Consider the following 16519-nt stretch of genomic DNA (forward strand, 5'->3'; position numbering starts at 1 on the left):
TGCCGGCGCGTAAGCGCCCGGAACAGGGCCAGCGGACCGACGATTCACGACTCACCCCCCTTAGCGGAGACGAGCTATGTCGAATCATGTCTATAAGCAAATCGAATTGGTGGGCTCATCCACCAAATCTTCTGATGATGCGATCAGCCAAGCCATCGAGCGCGCGTCCGGGACCCTGCGCAATCTGGATTGGTTCGAAGTCACCCAGATCCGTGGCCACATCAAGGACGGCAAGGTCGCGCACTGGCAGGTCGGATTGAAGATCGGGATGCGACTGGAGGGCAATGAGTGATTCTGCGGTGCGCAGCGGCTGGCGCGCACATCGGAGCAATTCTTGAGCACCTTCGCCAAGTGATTGTCGCGTAAGGTTTTTTCTGACTTGTTGTCTAACTGTTAAGAGGCTTGTCCACAGTCCATGTGGACAAGCCTCTGGGTTTTTTCAACGCAAGACGTCAGACGCTCTTCTTCAGGTCCTGTGCCTTGTCGGTGGCTTCCCACGAGAACTCGGGCTCGGCCCGGCCAAAGTGGCCATAGGCTGCAGTCTTGGCATAGATCGGACGCAGCAGGTCGAGCATATTGACGATGCCCTTGGGACGCAGATCGAAGTGCTCCCGCACGAGTTGTGCGATCTGGTCGTCCGGGATCACGCCTGTGCCCTCGGTATACACCGTAATGTTGATGGGCTCGGCCACACCGATGGCATAGCTGACCTGCACCTGGCATTGACGCGCCAAGCCTGCCGCCACGATGTTCTTGGCGACATAGCGTGCCGCATAGGCCGCCGAACGGTCGACCTTGGAAGGATCTTTACCCGAGAACGCGCCGCCGCCGTGCGGGCATGCGCCACCGTAGGTGTCGACAATGATCTTGCGACCGGTCAGACCGCAATCGCCCTGCGGACCACCAATCACGAAGCGGCCCGTGGGGTTGACCAGGAATTTCGTATTGGACGTGATCAGCCCTTGCGGGAAGCTGGGCTTGATGATTTCTTCGACGACGGCTTCTTTGATCTCGGTTTGCGAGATCTCAGGTGCGTGCTGGGTCGACAGCACCACCGTATCGACCTCGACCGGGCGGCCATCCACATAGCGGAACGTCACTTGCGACTTGGCGTCAGGACGCAACCACGGCAGGCGGCCGTCCTTGCGCAGCTCGCTCTGGCGTTGCACCAAGCGGTGTGCATACCAGATCGGCGCCGGCATCAAGTCCGGGGTTTCGTCGCAGGCGTAGCCAAACATCAGGCCTTGGTCGCCCGCGCCCTGGTTCAGATAGTCTTCCGACGTGCGATCGACCCCCTGAGCGATGTCCGGCGATTGCTTGTCATAGGCCACCAGCACCGCGCAGCCCTTGTAGTCGATACCGTAGTCGGTATTGTCGTAGCCAATGCGACGGATCGTATCGCGCGCCACCTGGATATAGTCGACGTTGGCAGTCGTGGTGATTTCACCGGCCAACACCACGAGTCCGGTGTTGCACAGTGTCTCCGCGGCAACGCGGGCATTGGGATCTTGAGTAAAAATGGCGTCCAGGATGGAATCGGAAATCTGGTCGGCGACCTTGTCCGGATGTCCTTCGGAGACGGATTCAGAGGTAAAGAGAAAATCGTTACTGGCCACGGATATGTCCTCACGAGACCGGCAAAACCGGTACACAGGGTTAACGAGGCGCGTAGCGCCCCGGATCAAAACCTGTCATTAATGACAATCTGGGCGCGACGCTTTAGCGGATTTTGCCCGGGATGCTTACACATCACAGGCGTCGCCCCGCAAGTTGTCGGTTAACTCGGCGACAAATGTCATTTTAGGCGAAAATGCAGGGTTCATGCTTATTGCATAAATTCATACGCTAATTCCCAATGGTCCGCACCGCAGCTCCCGCGGTGCTATACAGGCCCCGACCCGCATGCTGCTTGCCTTGTTTCGCGCCATTGCCCTGCTACCCCTGCCGCTTTTACATGCGGTAGGGCGTTTGCTGGGCCGCCTGGTCTATGCCTTCCCGGGCCGCTACCGGCAACGTTTGCAAGCAAACGCCGCGCAGGCCGGTTATCCCGACCCCGCGTTTGCTCGCCGCGCAGCGGCCGAGACGGGTGCCATGATCATGGAAATGCCCAAGGTCTGGTTCCGTAGCGCGGAAAGCCTGGCCAAGACGACCTCCGACAGTTTTCATGTCGTCGAAGCCACCTTGGCCGAAAACCCGGACCGGGGCATCCTGTTTCTGACACCTCACCTGGGGTGCTTTGAAATTACCCCACGCTACGTAGCGGCCATTCAGCAAACACCGATGACCATCATGTTTCGCCCTCCCCGCACGCCGGCTTTCGCCCCGCTGCTGGCCGAGGCGCGCAACGCACTGGGCCTCAAGGCCGTGCCCGCAACTATGCAGGGCGTACGCGAATTCGTGCGCTCCCTGCGTCGCGGAGAGTGTGTCGGAATGTTGCCTGACCAGGCGCCAGGCGAAGGCGAAGGCGTCTGGGCACCATTTTTCGGACGCATGGCGTACACCATGACCATGCCGGGCAAGCTGGCTGCACAAACCAAGGTCGCGGTCATCGTAGTAGCGGGCGAACGCCTGCCACGCGGACGCGGTTGGCGGGTCCATTTCTCGCGCGTACCCGAACCCCTTCCGACGGATTCGCAGGCCCAGGCTGCTTTGTTCAACGCCTCCATGGAAAAGCTGATCCGCTTGGCCCCACACCAATATTTGTGGAGCTACAACCGCTACAAAACCCCACACGACGCCCCCCCCATTCCACCCATGCCCGATGCCCCGACATCTGATCGGGGCGCCGCGCCTACCTCCTCTGAATCCGATGCGCATACCTGACGCACATGAATGACCTCAAGCTGCGCGCCCTGAATGGCTTGTTTGCGTGGTTCGGCCGCATACGCCCCGCCAACCGTCAGCGCATCGGCGCGACGCTCGGCTGGCTGACCTGCAAACTGGCTCGTTCGCGCGCACGCATCGTACGCATCAACCTGCAACTGTGCTTCCCCGACCTGTCCGAGCGGGAGCGAGAGACGATGATGCGAGCGCACTTTCGCGCACTCGCCCAGACCATCGTCGACCGCGGCGTACTGTGGTACGGCACGCCCGAGGCGATCTGCGAGCTGGTGACGATCAAGGGCGCCGACCGCATCAACGCCCTGATTGCCGAAGGCCGGCGCGTCATCCTGCTGGCCCCGCACTTTGTGGCGCTGGATGCGGCCGCAACGCGACTCACGCTGGAACTGCCCAGCAGCGCCACCATGTACACCCCACAAAGTGATCCGGCAGTCGACACCATCGTGCGTGATGGCCGCGGCCGTTTCAACGAAGTGTTCCTGGTCAATCGCAAAGACGGCGTGCGTGAGTTGATCCGCCACCTGCGCGCCCCCCGCCCCGTCTATTACCTACCCGATATGGACTTTGGTCGCAACGGCGCGATATTCGTGCCCTTTTTTGGCGTGCCCGCCGCGACCCTCGTAGCCACCGCCCAACTGGCCCGCAAATGGGATGCGGCGGTCATGCCGATCATCGATTTTTGGGACCCCGCGACGGGCCGCTATCATGTCGATGTCCTGCCCCCCTTGGACGATTTTCCCGGCGAGGGTTCTCTTGAGGACGCCACCGCCCGCCTGAACCGCGACATCGAAAGCTGGGTGCGACGCTGCCCCAGTCAGTACTACTGGGTCCACCGGCGCTTCAAAACTCGCCCCTTGGGCGAGGCCAAGTTCTATTAATCCTGATCGGCGCCACGCCATCCACGTAATGCGCGATAATCAGGCCATGATGTGGAAATTCACCAAAATGCATGGCGCGGGCAATGACTTTGTCGTGCTGGACGGCGTACGCCAGTCCATCACGATGACGCCGGAGCGNGCGCGCGCGCTCGCCGATCGGCATTTCGGCATCGGCGCCGATCAAATCCTCGTGGTCGAGCCCTCCACGCACGCCGACGCGGATTTTCGTTATCGCATTTTCAATGCCGACGGCTCCGAGGTCGAGCACTGCGGCAACGGCGCGCGCTGTTTCGTACGCTTTGTGCACGAACAGCGCCTGTCCGATCGCAATCCGCTGCGCGCCGAAATCGCGACCGGGATCCTGATCCTGGACGAAGGCGATGACGAGCAAGTCACCGTCGACATGGGCTGCACCCGCTTTGATCCCGCCGCCCTGCCGTTTGACACCGCCGGCCTGGCCTCGCACCGTCAAGGCGATGACACGCTGTGGCATTTGGACTTGCCCAACACCCCCGCCGGACTGCCAGATAGCGTGCACGTCTCCGCCGTGGCGATTTCCAACCCGCACGCGGTCCAGCAAGTCGACGACGTGGACACGGCGCCAGTAGAAATCCTCGGACCACTGATTGAGCACCACCCGCGCTTTGCCCGACGCGTGAACGTCGGCTTTATGCAAGTCGTTGACCGCCAGACGATCCGGCTGCGCGTCTATGAGCGCGGTGCCGGCGAAACGCTGGCCTGCGGGACAGGCGCTTGCGCTGCCGTCGCCGCCGGGATCCGCCGCGGCCTATTAGCGTCGCCCGTGCACGTTCATGCACGCGGAGGCATCCTCTGCGTCGACTGGAACGGCGAGCGCCTGCGCATGACCGGCCCCGCCACCTCCGTCTATAACGGCCAGGTCGATATCGACAAACTGGTTTTTTCCATGGCCCTTGGCCGATAGCCCGCTACGCCTACATGACCGATACTGCTTTCACTGCTCAGGACATCGCGGATTTCCTGCAAAACAACCCTGCGTTCTTCGACGAACACGCGGAGATTTTCGCCACCCTGCAAGTGCCCCATCCGCATGGTACGCGGGCCATTTCGCTGGCCGAACGGCAAATTCTCACGCTGCGCGAGCGCGTGCGCGAGCTCGAATGGCGGCTGAACGAGCTCCTCAACCACGCCGACTCGAACGAAACCATCGGCTCCCATGTCTTGCAATGGTGCAGCCGCCTGCTGGGGGAAACCGAGCAGCAACATCTGCCTGGCGAAATCACACTGGGCCTAGCCGAGCAATTTGATCTGAATCACGTCGCCCTGCGCCTCTGGAATCTCGCCGGGCAGCCACCCACGGGCTATGGCGAACCCGTCTCACAAGACGTGCGCACCTTTACCGATAGCCTGAAAGCCCCGTATTGCGGCCCCGACACCGAGTTCGAAGCCGTCAGCTGGCTGGACGCCAAACCGCAATCCCTCGCGTTGATTCCGCTACGTCTGGAACCCGATCAGCCTAGCGTCGGTCTGCTCGTGTTGGGGTCAGACGACCCCACGCGATTCAACCCGGAAATGGGCACGGTATTTCTCGAATCCATCGGTCGTCTGGCATCGGCGACACTGCATCGCCTGCATGTGCCTACGCCTCAGGATCAGGCCTGATCCACAGCGGGTGGCCTAAAACGGACTCCTGTCGACAATGACCCGTTCAATTGCCCCCGCTACCCCGCCCACCGCCTTGCCCGCACCCCTGGATGCCTGGCTACAGCATTTACAGGCCCACCGGCGCTACTCGGCACATACGCTGGACGCTTATCGGCGCGACCTGCGCCAACTGGTCACGCTGGCACACGCTGCCGACCTGCCACTCGAGCAAGCCAACCAGGCACACATTCGACAGTTCGCCGCGCGCCTGCACGCGCAGGGCCTGGGCGCACGTAGCCTGGCACGCACATTAGCCGCCTGGCGCGGCTTTTATCAATGGTGGGCCCCCACTGCGGGGCTGGCAGGTAACCCCGTTGCGGGCGTACGCGCCCCCAAAGCGCCTCGCGGCCTTCCCAAAGCCCTCTCTGTCGAGCACGCCCAGGCGCTGCTGGATCACGCCCCCGCCCAATTGTCCACCGAGCCGGCGGGCCTGCGCGATCTGGCCATGTTTGAACTGCTGTATTCCAGCGGCCTGCGACTGTCTGAACTGGTCGGACTCGATCTGCACTACACACGTACCGCCGACTACGAATCCTCCAGTTGGATAAACCGCGACGAAGCCGAAGTCGTCGTCCTGGGCAAAGGCGGCAAACGCCGCAGTGTCCCGGTAGGCAAGGCCGCGCTGACCGCGCTGCAACGCTGGATCGACGTTCGGCCTCAGCTCGCGGCGACAAATGCCGCGGCTACGGATGCCAACGCCCTGTTCGTCGGGACCCGCGGGCGGCGCATCTCCCCTCGTGTCGTACAAACACAATTAGCTAGGTTCGCCCAAGCCGCCGGCCTGCCCGCACATGTCCACCCCCATGTGCTGCGCCATAGTTTCGCCAGCCATGTCTTGCAATCCGCGCAGGACCTGCGCGCCGTGCAAGAGCTACTGGGCCACGCCAACATCTCCACCACGCAGATCTACACCCGGCTGGATTTCCAGCACCTGGCCAAAGCCTACGATCAAGCCCACCCGAGAGCCGGACGCAAGTCATAGGCTTGGCACGACGATCAGTAGGTCACCCGCACGCCCAGCAACACACTACGGCCCGCCAGCGGCGCCGCCGTCGAGATGAACGACGCGTGGTTATACGCCAACTCGTTCAGCAAGTTTGTGCCACGCAGATAAATCTCATAGGCGGCATCCGAGCCTAGCGCATCGCGATAGCTCACCACGGCATTGAGCATGTCGTAACCCGCCGTAGTCGACTCATACGACGCGATATCGTTTTGACGGAACACATGGGCGTACTCTACGCCACCCGACCACTTGTGCCAGTTGACGTTGGCGCGCACGCCCGCCCGCGCGGCCGGGATACGCGGCAAATTACCGTCGCCCCCGGTCAGCTTGCCACGCACATAGTCACCAAACACGCCTGCCGAAAACACTTTGTTGAACTGGTGACTCACCTCACCCTCGATACCTGTGAATTCCGCATCGTGCTGTGCATACTCGATCAAACGAAAATCTTCATACTGATCAAGCGTATTGGCGTAGATGTAGTTCTTGACGCGATTGTGAAATGCGCTCAGGCTGAACGTCGTATCACCCTCATATTTGCGCAACGTCAGATCGATATTCTGCGACGTTTCCTTATTCAAATCTGCATTACCGATTTCGTAGGTATTCGTTGCCAGATGCACACCATCGGCATAGAGCTCCTGGGCCGTCGGCAAGCGTTGCGAACGCGACAAGGACAGGGCGACGGAATACTGCGGCGCAAATTCCCAAATCGCCGCGGCCGACAGCGACGTGCCCGACTGGCTCGAACGCGGGTTATCACCTTCTGGCGAGATACGCTGCCAATCCTGACGTGCGCCGAGTTCAAAACGCCAATCGTCCAGGCGATACTCTTCCAGCAAAAAAATACCGGTCGATTGCGTATCGCTGCGAGGCAAGAAAGCCTCTTCGCCCTCGGCGCTAAAGTCGCTGAATGCGTTCTGTAAACCGATCACCCCCCGCCAACCATAAAGGGGCTTGTGCTCCAGCTCCAGACGCGCGTCATAACCTCGATTTTTAAAGGTGGTACCGACTTCTCCGCCTTCGATTTCCTGATGCTGGTAATCGGTCAGGCCGCCGCGGAAACGGATTTTCTCGAAACCAGCAAACGGCTCGGTGTATTCGGCACGCACATCAACGCGCTGGCTGCGCAGTTTGACGTAAGGCGGGTCTTCTTCACCGTGATCATGATCATGCTCGTCGTGATCCCCATGATCGTGATCGTCATGGCTGCCGCAATGCAGATGCGAGCCATGCGGATGGCAGCCCTCGTACTCGTGATTATGGCCAGGCAGTCCGTATTTGCTGTCCAGATACGTAAACGCCACCCCAACGTAACCACGCGGCGTCACCCACGACAAACCCACGCTACCTTGCGAAGATTCGCTATACGAACCGGCTAACGTATCACTGGTCCAGTCAGGAACATCGTAATCATCCGTACGACGCTTCATGCCTTCGACATGGACAGCAAACTGCCCGGTCCCTGCGGTGATACTCACCGCACCGGCGCGCTCATTGGTCCCGGTCGCGCCACGAATCTCTGCCTCGGCCTCGACACCTCTTTCGGGGATCGCCGTGGGAATGCGATTGTCCAGAACGTTGACGACACCCCCAATCGCGCCGCCGCCATACAACAGCGTAGACGGACCGCGCAGGACTTCGATTTTCCGTGCCAGCAGCGGCTCGGTGGTCACCGCGTGGTCAGGCGAAATAGAGGAAGCATCCATTAATTCGGAACCATCCGACAACACCTTGACGCGTGGCGCAGTCTGACCACGGATGACCGGGCGACTGGCGCCACCGCCAAACGTATCCGAATGAACCCCCAGCAACCCGTTCAACGTATCGCCCAGCGTGCCTTGACGGCGTTCAATCAGCGCGTTGCCATCCAGCACCAATGCCGGCAAGGCCATGCTGTCGAGATCTAGGCCGAGAGGATTGGCCGAGACCGTGATAGGCGCCAATGTCGGGGCATTCTCTTCGAATTCGCCGGGGATTTGCGCAGGTTGCGCCTGCACGGCGGGGGCTAGCGCCAGTGACAAAGCGAAGGCCAGCGGCTGGGGTTTAAGTATCATTTCCCTTTCCAATGATGTTATAACATTCCAATAATTTCAGGATGATATAACATATCAATACTGTTCGCAGACAAAATCCAGACAAAAAATGATGATGAACGGATTAAGGGTGCTTCAGTGACGCCGACCGTCACGCTCCGCCGCTGAATTGCCCGCCGAGCAACAGCAAGCCGAGCAACAAAATAAGCAGTGCGGCGACGGCCTCGATGGCGATACGAACGCGGGTCATCCAGATGGCGCTGGCGTATGCACTCAGACGCGTGGCGGCACCCCCGGCCGCGACGGCGAACACGGCTAACGCCGCGACAGTCAGTCCGGTACCCAGCCCCATCGCCAAGGCAGCGGCGATACCCGCGGCGAAGAAATTTTGTGACAGAGCAAAGACCAGGACAATTAATGCACCGCTGCATGGACGCAGACCCATCGCGAGAACGACTGAACCCGTTTTGCGCCAGTCCAGCGCACCCGCCACCTGGTCGGCCAGCGGGACATGCGCATGTCCACAGCCACAGTCGTCATGATAATGATGATCATGGGCGGCGTCGTGCGCGTGCCCGGCGTCACGATGATGGTGATGATCATGAGTGGCGTCATGCGCGTGCCCGGCGTCATAACCCTGGTCGTGATCGTGATCTCGCCCGGACCGGCGCAGCCAGGGACGCACGGCCTTGGCCCAGACCAGCCATGCCCCCAGCAGCGTGATCAACGCATACGAGGCGGTTTCCAGCCAACGCGTGGCGCGGTTCATCTCTGGCGCGGTGGCGTTCAATAACCAGGCCATGATAGCGACCAGAATGATGGCGACGAGCGCCTGCAATAGCGCGGCCAACAGCGCCAACACCGCGCCGTTACGAGCGGTCTGGCGATTGGCGAGGACGTACGAGGCGATCACGGCTTTGCCGTGGCCCGGGCCTAATGCGTGAAATATTCCATAGGCGAAAGACAACCCCAGCAATCCCCAAGCGGCGGCGCCATCGGCCTGCCAGGCACGCACGGCCCCCGTCAGTTGTCGATAGAAATGCGATTGCCACGCGGCTATCTGGGCAAACAAGGCGCTCAGCCAATCCGGCCCGGCCAAGCCGCCCCCGCTTTCCGGTACGCCGAATGGATGGGCACCCTGGGACCATACAGCCAAGGGGGACAACCACAGCAGTAACGCCACCACCGCAACAGCCAATCGCTTCATTTACAAGTCACTTCTATTCGATGTGTCAGACCTTTGGTAATCGCCAACAGCTCATCAGGCACGGTTTCCGCCTCGGCGGGGATACTCGCCAACTGCTGCATCGTTTGCCAATCGAGTTCGCGTGGCGGTCGATAGGACGAGCGGCAATGCTCGGGGGCATCGATCATAGACACGGCGCCAGGTGCATCAAAGGCATAGGCGACAAAGTACGTCGGATCGTAGATATCGAACTGTACGCCCTGCTTATCGGGCACCAAAGGTTGCGCAAACGGGAGGGTAAATGACAAGGTCAAGCGCTGGCTCTTCGTGTCCCAACTAACCACGGCGTCGCGCGGCTCGGCAAACGTCAAGGGCTGCCCGTTCACAGAGGCTTGCGTAAAGTAGTGCGAAATCGGCTCGCCCAGGGCCTGCATCCAATCTTTCGCCATACCTTGCAGAGTGTCAGCCGACAGACTGCCACCGGGACCTTTTTCCAGGCCTTGAGTCGTGTAGACACCGAACATCTCGTCGAACTTCCAGTCTTGCTTAATCGCCGTTATACGGCCCTGCCCATCAAAAGCGAGTCGCGCACGAGCATCGATCCACATATGTGGATGAGCGTGTACCGTCGATGCCGCGCTGGCCATAATTATTGCGGCTGCAAGGCGTCGGCCAACTGACGAGCATTCCATTCAAACATTCCTAAATAAGTCGCCGCCGGTTGCCCGGATGGGGCCAGCGCATCGGAATAGAGCGTACCACCGGCACGGGCCCCTGTTTCGCGTGCAATCTGCCGAACCAAGGCAGGGTTGCTGATGTTCTCGACAAAGACGGCGGACACATGCTCGCGCTTGACCTGCTCAATAATGCGTGCCATGTCGGCCGCCGAAGGCTCCGCGTCGGTCGACAACCCTGCCACGGGGATGAATCGCACACCATAGGCATCCCCAAAATAGCCGAACGCGTCGTGCGAGCTGACGACTTGACGGCGCTCGGCCGGAATCGCAGCAAAGATCTTCCGGATCCGAGCGTCCAATGCGTCGATGCGCGCGATATAGGCTTGAGCGCGTTGACGATAGCTCGCCGCATGCGACGGATCGGCCGCGGCCAGACCCTCGGCAATATTGTGGGCGTAGACGGCGCCGTTCTTCAGGCTTTGCCAAGCGTGAGGGTCCTGATCGCCATGATGGTGGTGATGGTGATCGTCGTGCTTGTGCGTGTCGTGATCGTGATCATGCGCGTCATGATCGTGACCGTCATGATCATGATCGTCACCATCGGCTTGGTGATGGCTACCCGCGTGCGCTGACTCTGACTTTGACTCAGCCATCTTGCGCGGCGTAATCCCGGCGGTGGCAACGATCTTGGCGCCTGAAAAATCCGCGGCCTTGGCCAAGCGGGGCAGCCACGTTTCAAAATCCAGTCCATTTTCGACCAACACAGCCGCGTCTTTCAACTGACGCGCCGCGGCTGGCGTGGGCTCATACGAATGGGCATCGCCATCGGGACCGACCAGGGTCGTCACCGACACATCGTCACCACCGATCTCACGCACCATATCGCCCAGCACCGAAAAACTGGCGACGACGCGCAGAGGTTCGGCGCTTTGCGCCACGGCCGGCGCGCATACGCCAACGGCTCCCAACATCAACAGCGTCAAAACACGGCGCCGCGCCTGTGCGACAAAATTGTTATGCATCATTTTTCCTTTAGCGAAAACGTTGCGTGGCCATGCGCAATCAGGCCATGCAATAGCCCACCCTGCGGCCCGCAAACCACAGAAATCAAATACGCCAGACCCGCCGCCAAAATGATGGCGGGTGACGCTGGCAGGTTGTAGTAATACGAAATCAACAGGCCGGAGATACCCGACCCGATCCCTATCACCGCCGCGAGAACAATCTGTCCTGCAACAGTCGACAACCAGAACCGCGCGGCCGCCGCGGGCAACATCATCATGCCCACCACCATCAAGGTGCCCAGCACCTGAAACCCCGCCACCAGATTTACGACGACCATGATCAGAAAGACCATATGCGCCAGCGTGCCACGACCGCCGCAGGCCCGCAGAAAGCCCGCATCCAAACACTCGGCCACCAGCACCCGATACCACATCGCCATCGCGAGCAGCGTCACACTCGCCACACTCGTCACCAACAACAGCGCCGCATCATCCAGACCCAGCACCGTGCCAAACAAGACGTGCAACAGGTCCATGTTCGAACCCCGCATCGATACCAGCAACACCCCCAGCCCCAACGAAATCAGATAAAACGCCGCGAAACTGGCGTCTTCCCGCAATGGGGTCAGCCGAGCCACGACACCCGCCAGTACAGCGACCAGCAAACCGGTCATCAACCCGCCCAGCAGCATTGCCCATAGTGACAGGCCCGAAAGCAAAAAACCGGCAGCCACCCCGGGGAGAATCGCGTGCGACATCGCGTCACCCATCAGACTCATTCGCCGCAGCACCAAAAACACCCCCAAAGGCGCAGCGCCCACCGCTGCCGCCGACGTCCCCGCCAGCGCGCGACGCATAAAGGCATAGTCAATAAACGGCGTCACGACCCAATCCAGCCCAGTCATGCGACACTCCCTGCGACATCGAATATCGCGTCCCGCAGCCTATGCCGACAACGTTCGATCACAACCACTCCTCGAGCGCGCCACGCGCCGTCGCCAAATTGCCGGGCGTCAACGCCTCGGACGTCGGCCCCCAGGCAACCTGCCGTCCGGCGAGCAGCAACGACCGCGCAAAATACGCGCGTACCATCGCCAAATCGTGCAGCACGGCAATCACCGTGCGGCCCTCCTGATTCCACATACATAGCAATTGCATCAAGGCGTCCGCGGTATGGCTGTCGACGGCGGCGAAAGGCTCGTCCAACAACAGCACTTGCGCATCCTGTAGCATCAACCGGGCAAATAGCGCCCGTTGCATTTGCCCACCCGACAGGACACCCACCATACGGCCCGCCTCGTCGGCCAGCCCCACCGTCTCCAACGCCTGCCAGACGCGTTGCGTTTCTGCTCGGCTAAAACGGCGCCACGCGCCAACTCGCCGCCACGCGCCCATGGCCACCATGTCCAGCACCGTGATCGGAAACGAGCGATCGACCTCCGCGGCCTGTGGCAGCCAGGCCAGGCGGTGGCGTTCGGCACGGCTGATATGCAGATGGCCGGCCATGGGGCGCATGAGCCCGACCATGCCTTTGATCAAGGTGGATTTGCCGGCGCCGTTGGGCCCCGCGATCGCCGTCATCGATCCTCGGTCAAAATGTCCGGTCACCGCCCGCACGGCCGCCTGCCCCCGCCAGCCAAAAGCCGCATCACGCAACGCGATCACAGGTTCATCGACCGATACGCTCGCGCCTGCCTCGCGGGTAGAAATTGCCATGCCGTTCACGCCCCGATCCACCGCCAGTCCAGCGCCCACCCCGTCAACATCCACAGGATCACTGCCACCACCGCCGCGATGCCCAAACGGCAAAAAACCGAGGTTCGCAGCGCGGAACGATGAGAACGCGCCGAAGCAGCGGAAACAATATGAGACATATCAGTGTCATGCCGCCCAGCGCATAGGCCAGGCGACGTCATTTACTTAATTTAGATATGTTATATCATACCAATACTGAGCAAGATCGACCCCTTGCTCCCTGTACGGCCTGTTTTCTGATACTTTCCAGGGATTACCTGTCCGGCCTGACACCGCCGCCCTGATCGTGATGCCCACCTCGCCCCGCACTAGCCACTCTGACACCATAGGCGAACAACTCAACATCGCCGAATCGCTCTGTGCGCAGCGCGGTCGCCGACTGACGCCCATACGTCGTAAGGTGCTGGAATTGCTCCTGCGCCACGGTCGCAGCCTGAAGGCATACGAGTTGCTTGATGCCATGCGCGCCGAACATCCCGGCGCCGCGCCTCCCACCGTCTACCGCGCACTGGACTTTCTCATGGACGAAGGCCTGATCCATCGCCTGGACGCCGTGAATGCCTGGACAGCTTGCCAGGACGCCGGCGGCGCCCCTCATGATCTGCTCGTGGTCTGTACGGGTTGCGGCGCGGTCGCCGAGGTCAGCGACCCCGCGATGAGCCGGCAATTAGCCGAACGCGTGGCCCTGACCGGCTTTGCCCTGGTCACCCACGAGACCGAAATCCGTGCCCTGTGCCCGCAGTGCCAACAAAAGCAATCGACGGATGCCGGCCACCATCATCACGGCCACGCACACTGAACCACGAGACAACGGCCAGCCAGCTGAATCGTCCCCCACGGTCGCGGCGACCGCTGCGCGCGCGTATTGCGCCGCCACTTATTCCGGTCAAGTAGGCTGCCGCACTTGAAATGCAGACATACATCCCCATATAACTGCATCTGATGGATTACCGTAGCGTTTTATACCGGTGACAAAAGTTCGGTGCCGGGGGTTGTCCCGGGGTTTGCCCACCCGCGCCGACTGTGCTGTAATCCTGCGTCCGGTCGCAACCGCGGCCGCCTGTCGTTAATCGCCTTGGACGCACTCGTGCGCCTTGGAGCTTTCAGCTTACCGCCTTGCCATGAATACCCAGCGCAATTTGGACAAAATGGTTCCCGTCACCATCCTCACCGGCTTTCTCGGTGCGGGCAAGACCACCCTGCTCAAGCGCATCCTGACCGAATACCACGGCCGTCGCGTTGCCGTCATCGAAAACGAATTCGGACCCGAGAGCATCGACAACGATTTGCTCGTACAAGACAGCGACGAAGAAATCATCGAGCTCAGCAACGGCTGCGTCTGCTGCACCGTGCGCGGCGACCTGATGCGCACGCTGGCCGAGCTGCGCGCCAAGCGCGTAGCGGGCGAGCTCAGTTTCGAACGCGTTATCCTGGAAACCACCGGCATGGCCAATCCCGGCCCGGTGTGCCAGACGTTCTTCATGGATGACGACATCGCCGAATACTACCGCCTGGACGCGGTAGTCACAGTGGTCGATGCCAAGCACGGCATGGCGACGCTCGACGCCCAGTCCGAAGCCCAGAAACAAGTCGGCTTTGCCGACCGCATCCTGGTGTCCAAGAAAGACTTGGTCAACGAAGCCGACTACGAGGCGCTACGCGCCCGCCTGGTGCGCATCAATCCGCGCGCGCCCATTACGCCGGTCAATTTTGGCGAAGTCGACCTCAAGTCGATCATCGACATCAGTGGCTTTAACCTGAACTCCATTCTCGACATCGACCCCGAATTCCTGGCCGATGAGCACCCCGACGCCGCCCATGCCCATGAGCACGGTCATGACCATGGTCACGACCACGATCATGACCACGAAGGCGAATGCGGGGCGCATTGTCAAACTCACGATCACCACCACCACCATCACGACGACGAAATCGGTGCGTTCGTATTCCGTTCCAACAAGCCGTTCGATCCCGCACGGCTTGAAGAATTTCTCGGCGGAGTGGTGCAGGTCTACGGTCCCGACCTCATGCGCTACAAGGGCATCCTGTACATGAAAGGCATCAACCGCCGCATGTTGTTTCAGGGTGTTCACATGATGATGGGCGCCGAACCTGGCAAGCCGTGGACCGCAGCCGAAAAACCGTCTACCAAGATGGTCTTTATCGGTCGTAAACTGCCCCAGGAAATTTTCACCCGGGGTTTGGAGCAGTGCCTGGCGGGCTAACGCCGCAATCCCGACGCGCGCATCGCGCCAGGATCGATTCATAGTGGAGTGTTTTCATGGCTACCAAGGCAGCAACCAAAAAATCAAACAAGTCGACGAGCGACGCGGCGATTGATCTGCCCAGCGAAGTAGAATTGCTGGCCATGCCCGAGTCGGACTATATGAACGACCGCCAATTGGCGTTCTTCAAAGAACGACTCAAGCAACTCGAACAAGACATCCTGGCCAACGCCGGCGAGACCACCGAGCACTTGCGCGAAACGCAATTCGTGCCCGATCCCGCCGACCGCGCGACCATCGAAGAAGAGCACGCTCTCGAACTGCGTACCCGCGACCGCGAACGCAAACTGCTCAAGAAAGTGCAACAGTCCATTGCCCGCATCGAAAGCGGCGAATATGGCTGGTGCGAAGAAACCGGCGAACCCATCGGCGTCCCCCGCCTGTTGGCACGCCCGACCGCTACCCTCTCTCTCGAGGCGCAAGAGCGGCGCGAAATGCGTCAAAAGCTCTACGGAGACTAACCCCTCCCCCGCGCTATTTGTCTGTCTCTCCAGGGCCGCATCGGTTTTCCGATGTGGCCCTTTTTCTTGTTATGCATGATCCAGAGGGATAATGTCATGCAGGCGGCACCTTGAAATCTGGCGCATCGCCCCCAATTCAGACCTTCACAGGAAGGAACGCATGGAACAATTTCACGCCACTACCATCATCTGCGTGCGCCGCGGCAACCGCGTTGCGCTGGGCGGTGATGGCCAGGTCACCCTGGGCAACATCGTCATCAAGGGAACCGCCCGCAAGATCCGTCGCCTCTACCATGACAAAATTCTGGCAGGCTTTGCCGGCGCCACCGCCGACGCCTTTACGCTGCAAGAGCGCTTCGAGACCAAACTCGAAAAACACCAGGGTCACCTGATGCGCGCCGCCGTCGAGCTGACCCGCGACTGGCGTACCGACCGCGTACTGCGCCGCCTGGAAGCCATGCTGATCGTGGCCGATGCCGAACACACCCTGGTCCTGACCGGCAACGGTGATGTCCTCGAGCCCGAGCACGGTCTGGCGGCCATTGGTTCCGGCGGCGCCTACGCGCAAGCGGCCGCGCTGGGCCTGTTGCGCAACACCGAGCTAGCCCCAGCCGACATCGTTAAACAATCGCTCGAGATCGCTGGCGATTTGTGCATTTACACCAACCAGAACCACGTCGTCGAAACGTTAGGCGAATAGCCGCCGC

Annotated in this window: 17 protein-coding genes and 2 pseudogenes; 11 read left to right on the forward strand and 8 right to left on the reverse strand. The window is 60.8% G+C overall.

What is annotated here, in order from left to right:
- The first annotated feature begins 76 nt into the window (after nt 1-76).
- Entirely contained in the window at nt 77-292 is a 216-nt protein-coding gene (locus ACNAZS_RS15885) for a dodecin (protein WP_415791004.1), read from the forward strand.
- Between the two features lie 160 nt (nt 293-452).
- Here ACNAZS_RS15885 and metK read toward each other — a convergent pair whose 3' ends face one another.
- Nucleotides 453-1616 (reverse strand): methionine adenosyltransferase, encoded by a 1164-nt coding sequence (gene metK, locus ACNAZS_RS15890; protein ID WP_415791006.1) that lies wholly within the window; start codon nt 1614-1616, stop codon nt 453-455.
- A gap of 286 nt (nt 1617-1902) precedes the next feature.
- Between metK and ACNAZS_RS15895 the strand changes: the two genes are divergently transcribed.
- The 6 genes and pseudogenes from ACNAZS_RS15895 to xerC all read left to right on the forward strand — a co-directional run bounded on the left by ACNAZS_RS15895 (nt 1903) and on the right by xerC (nt 6384).
- Nucleotides 1903-2823, forward strand: coding sequence for a lysophospholipid acyltransferase family protein (locus tag ACNAZS_RS15895; RefSeq protein ID WP_415791008.1), 921 nt, complete (start codon nt 1903-1905; stop codon nt 2821-2823).
- Between the two features lie 5 nt (nt 2824-2828).
- On the forward strand, nt 2829-3719 hold the full coding sequence (locus ACNAZS_RS15900; protein WP_415791010.1) for a lysophospholipid acyltransferase family protein: 891 nt from the start codon (nt 2829-2831) through the stop codon (nt 3717-3719).
- Nucleotides 3715-3857, forward strand: a pseudogene (locus ACNAZS_RS15905) (hypothetical protein); the annotation flags it as partial. The gene ACNAZS_RS15900 and the pseudogene ACNAZS_RS15905, both read left to right, overlap by 5 nt.
- 1 nt (nt 3858) lies before the next feature.
- Nucleotides 3859-4662, forward strand: a pseudogene (dapF, locus tag ACNAZS_RS15910) (diaminopimelate epimerase); the annotation flags it as partial.
- 14 nt (nt 4663-4676) lie between these two features.
- Nucleotides 4677-5360, forward strand: coding sequence for a DUF484 family protein (locus tag ACNAZS_RS15915; RefSeq protein ID WP_415791013.1), 684 nt, complete (start codon nt 4677-4679; stop codon nt 5358-5360).
- Nucleotides 5361-5397: 37 nt separating this feature from the next.
- Nucleotides 5398-6384, forward strand: a complete 987-nt coding sequence (xerC, locus tag ACNAZS_RS15920; protein ID WP_415791015.1) for a tyrosine recombinase XerC — start codon at nt 5398-5400, stop codon at nt 6382-6384.
- Nucleotides 6385-6398: 14 nt separating this feature from the next.
- Here xerC and ACNAZS_RS15925 read toward each other — a convergent pair whose 3' ends face one another.
- The 7 genes from ACNAZS_RS15925 to ACNAZS_RS15955 form a co-directional block, all read right to left on the reverse strand.
- Complete coding sequence (locus tag ACNAZS_RS15925) at nt 6399-8465, reverse strand: TonB-dependent receptor domain-containing protein (RefSeq protein ID WP_415791017.1); 2067 nt, start codon at nt 8463-8465, stop codon at nt 6399-6401.
- Between the two features lie 130 nt (nt 8466-8595).
- Entirely contained in the window at nt 8596-9651 is a 1056-nt protein-coding gene (locus tag ACNAZS_RS15930; RefSeq protein ID WP_415791019.1) for a nickel/cobalt transporter, read from the reverse strand.
- Nucleotides 9648-10238: a DUF1007 family protein gene (locus ACNAZS_RS15935; protein ID WP_415791448.1), complete on the reverse strand. Its 591-nt coding sequence runs from the start codon at nt 10236-10238 to the stop codon at nt 9648-9650. The genes ACNAZS_RS15930 and ACNAZS_RS15935 overlap by 4 nt, the downstream gene beginning before the upstream one ends.
- Before the next feature lie 41 nt (nt 10239-10279).
- Nucleotides 10280-11329, reverse strand: a complete 1050-nt coding sequence (locus ACNAZS_RS15940; RefSeq protein WP_415791450.1) for a metal ABC transporter substrate-binding protein — start codon at nt 11327-11329, stop codon at nt 10280-10282.
- Nucleotides 11329-12216 carry a metal ABC transporter permease gene (locus ACNAZS_RS15945; protein WP_415791021.1) on the reverse strand — a complete coding sequence of 296 codons (888 nt, stop codon included), beginning with the start codon at nt 12214-12216 and terminating at the stop codon, nt 11329-11331. The genes ACNAZS_RS15940 and ACNAZS_RS15945 overlap by 1 nt, the downstream gene beginning before the upstream one ends.
- Nucleotides 12217-12274: 58 nt before the next feature.
- A complete protein-coding gene (locus ACNAZS_RS15950; RefSeq protein ID WP_415791023.1) occupies nt 12275-13027 on the reverse strand; it encodes a metal ABC transporter ATP-binding protein in 753 nt (250 codons plus the stop codon).
- 5 nt (nt 13028-13032) lie between these two features.
- The gene (locus ACNAZS_RS15955) at nt 13033-13185 is read right to left on the reverse strand and encodes a hypothetical protein (RefSeq protein WP_415791025.1); all 153 of its coding nucleotides are present in this window, start codon (nt 13183-13185) and stop codon (nt 13033-13035) included.
- A gap of 170 nt (nt 13186-13355) precedes the next feature.
- Here ACNAZS_RS15955 and ACNAZS_RS15960 point away from each other — a divergent pair, with 170 nt between their 5' ends.
- From ACNAZS_RS15960 to hslV, 4 genes are all read left to right on the forward strand, one after another.
- The gene (locus ACNAZS_RS15960) at nt 13356-13865 is read left to right on the forward strand and encodes a Fur family transcriptional regulator (RefSeq protein ID WP_415791027.1); all 510 of its coding nucleotides are present in this window, start codon (nt 13356-13358) and stop codon (nt 13863-13865) included.
- Between the two features lie 322 nt (nt 13866-14187).
- Nucleotides 14188-15291, forward strand: coding sequence for a CobW family GTP-binding protein (locus ACNAZS_RS15965; RefSeq protein ID WP_415791029.1), 1104 nt, complete (start codon nt 14188-14190; stop codon nt 15289-15291).
- A 56-nt stretch (nt 15292-15347) separates the two neighbouring features.
- Nucleotides 15348-15812 carry an RNA polymerase-binding protein DksA gene (gene dksA / locus ACNAZS_RS15970; protein ID WP_415791031.1) on the forward strand — a complete coding sequence of 155 codons (465 nt, stop codon included), beginning with the start codon at nt 15348-15350 and terminating at the stop codon, nt 15810-15812.
- 160 nt (nt 15813-15972) lie between these two features.
- Entirely contained in the window at nt 15973-16512 is a 540-nt protein-coding gene (hslV, locus tag ACNAZS_RS15975) for an ATP-dependent protease subunit HslV (protein ID WP_415791033.1), read from the forward strand.
- The last annotated feature ends 7 nt before the right edge of the window (nt 16513-16519 follow it).

Origin of the sequence: Bordetella tumulicola, assembly GCF_965138755.1 — a bacterium.
GTDB lineage: Bacteria > Pseudomonadota > Gammaproteobacteria > Burkholderiales > Burkholderiaceae_B > Bordetella_A > Bordetella_A tumulicola.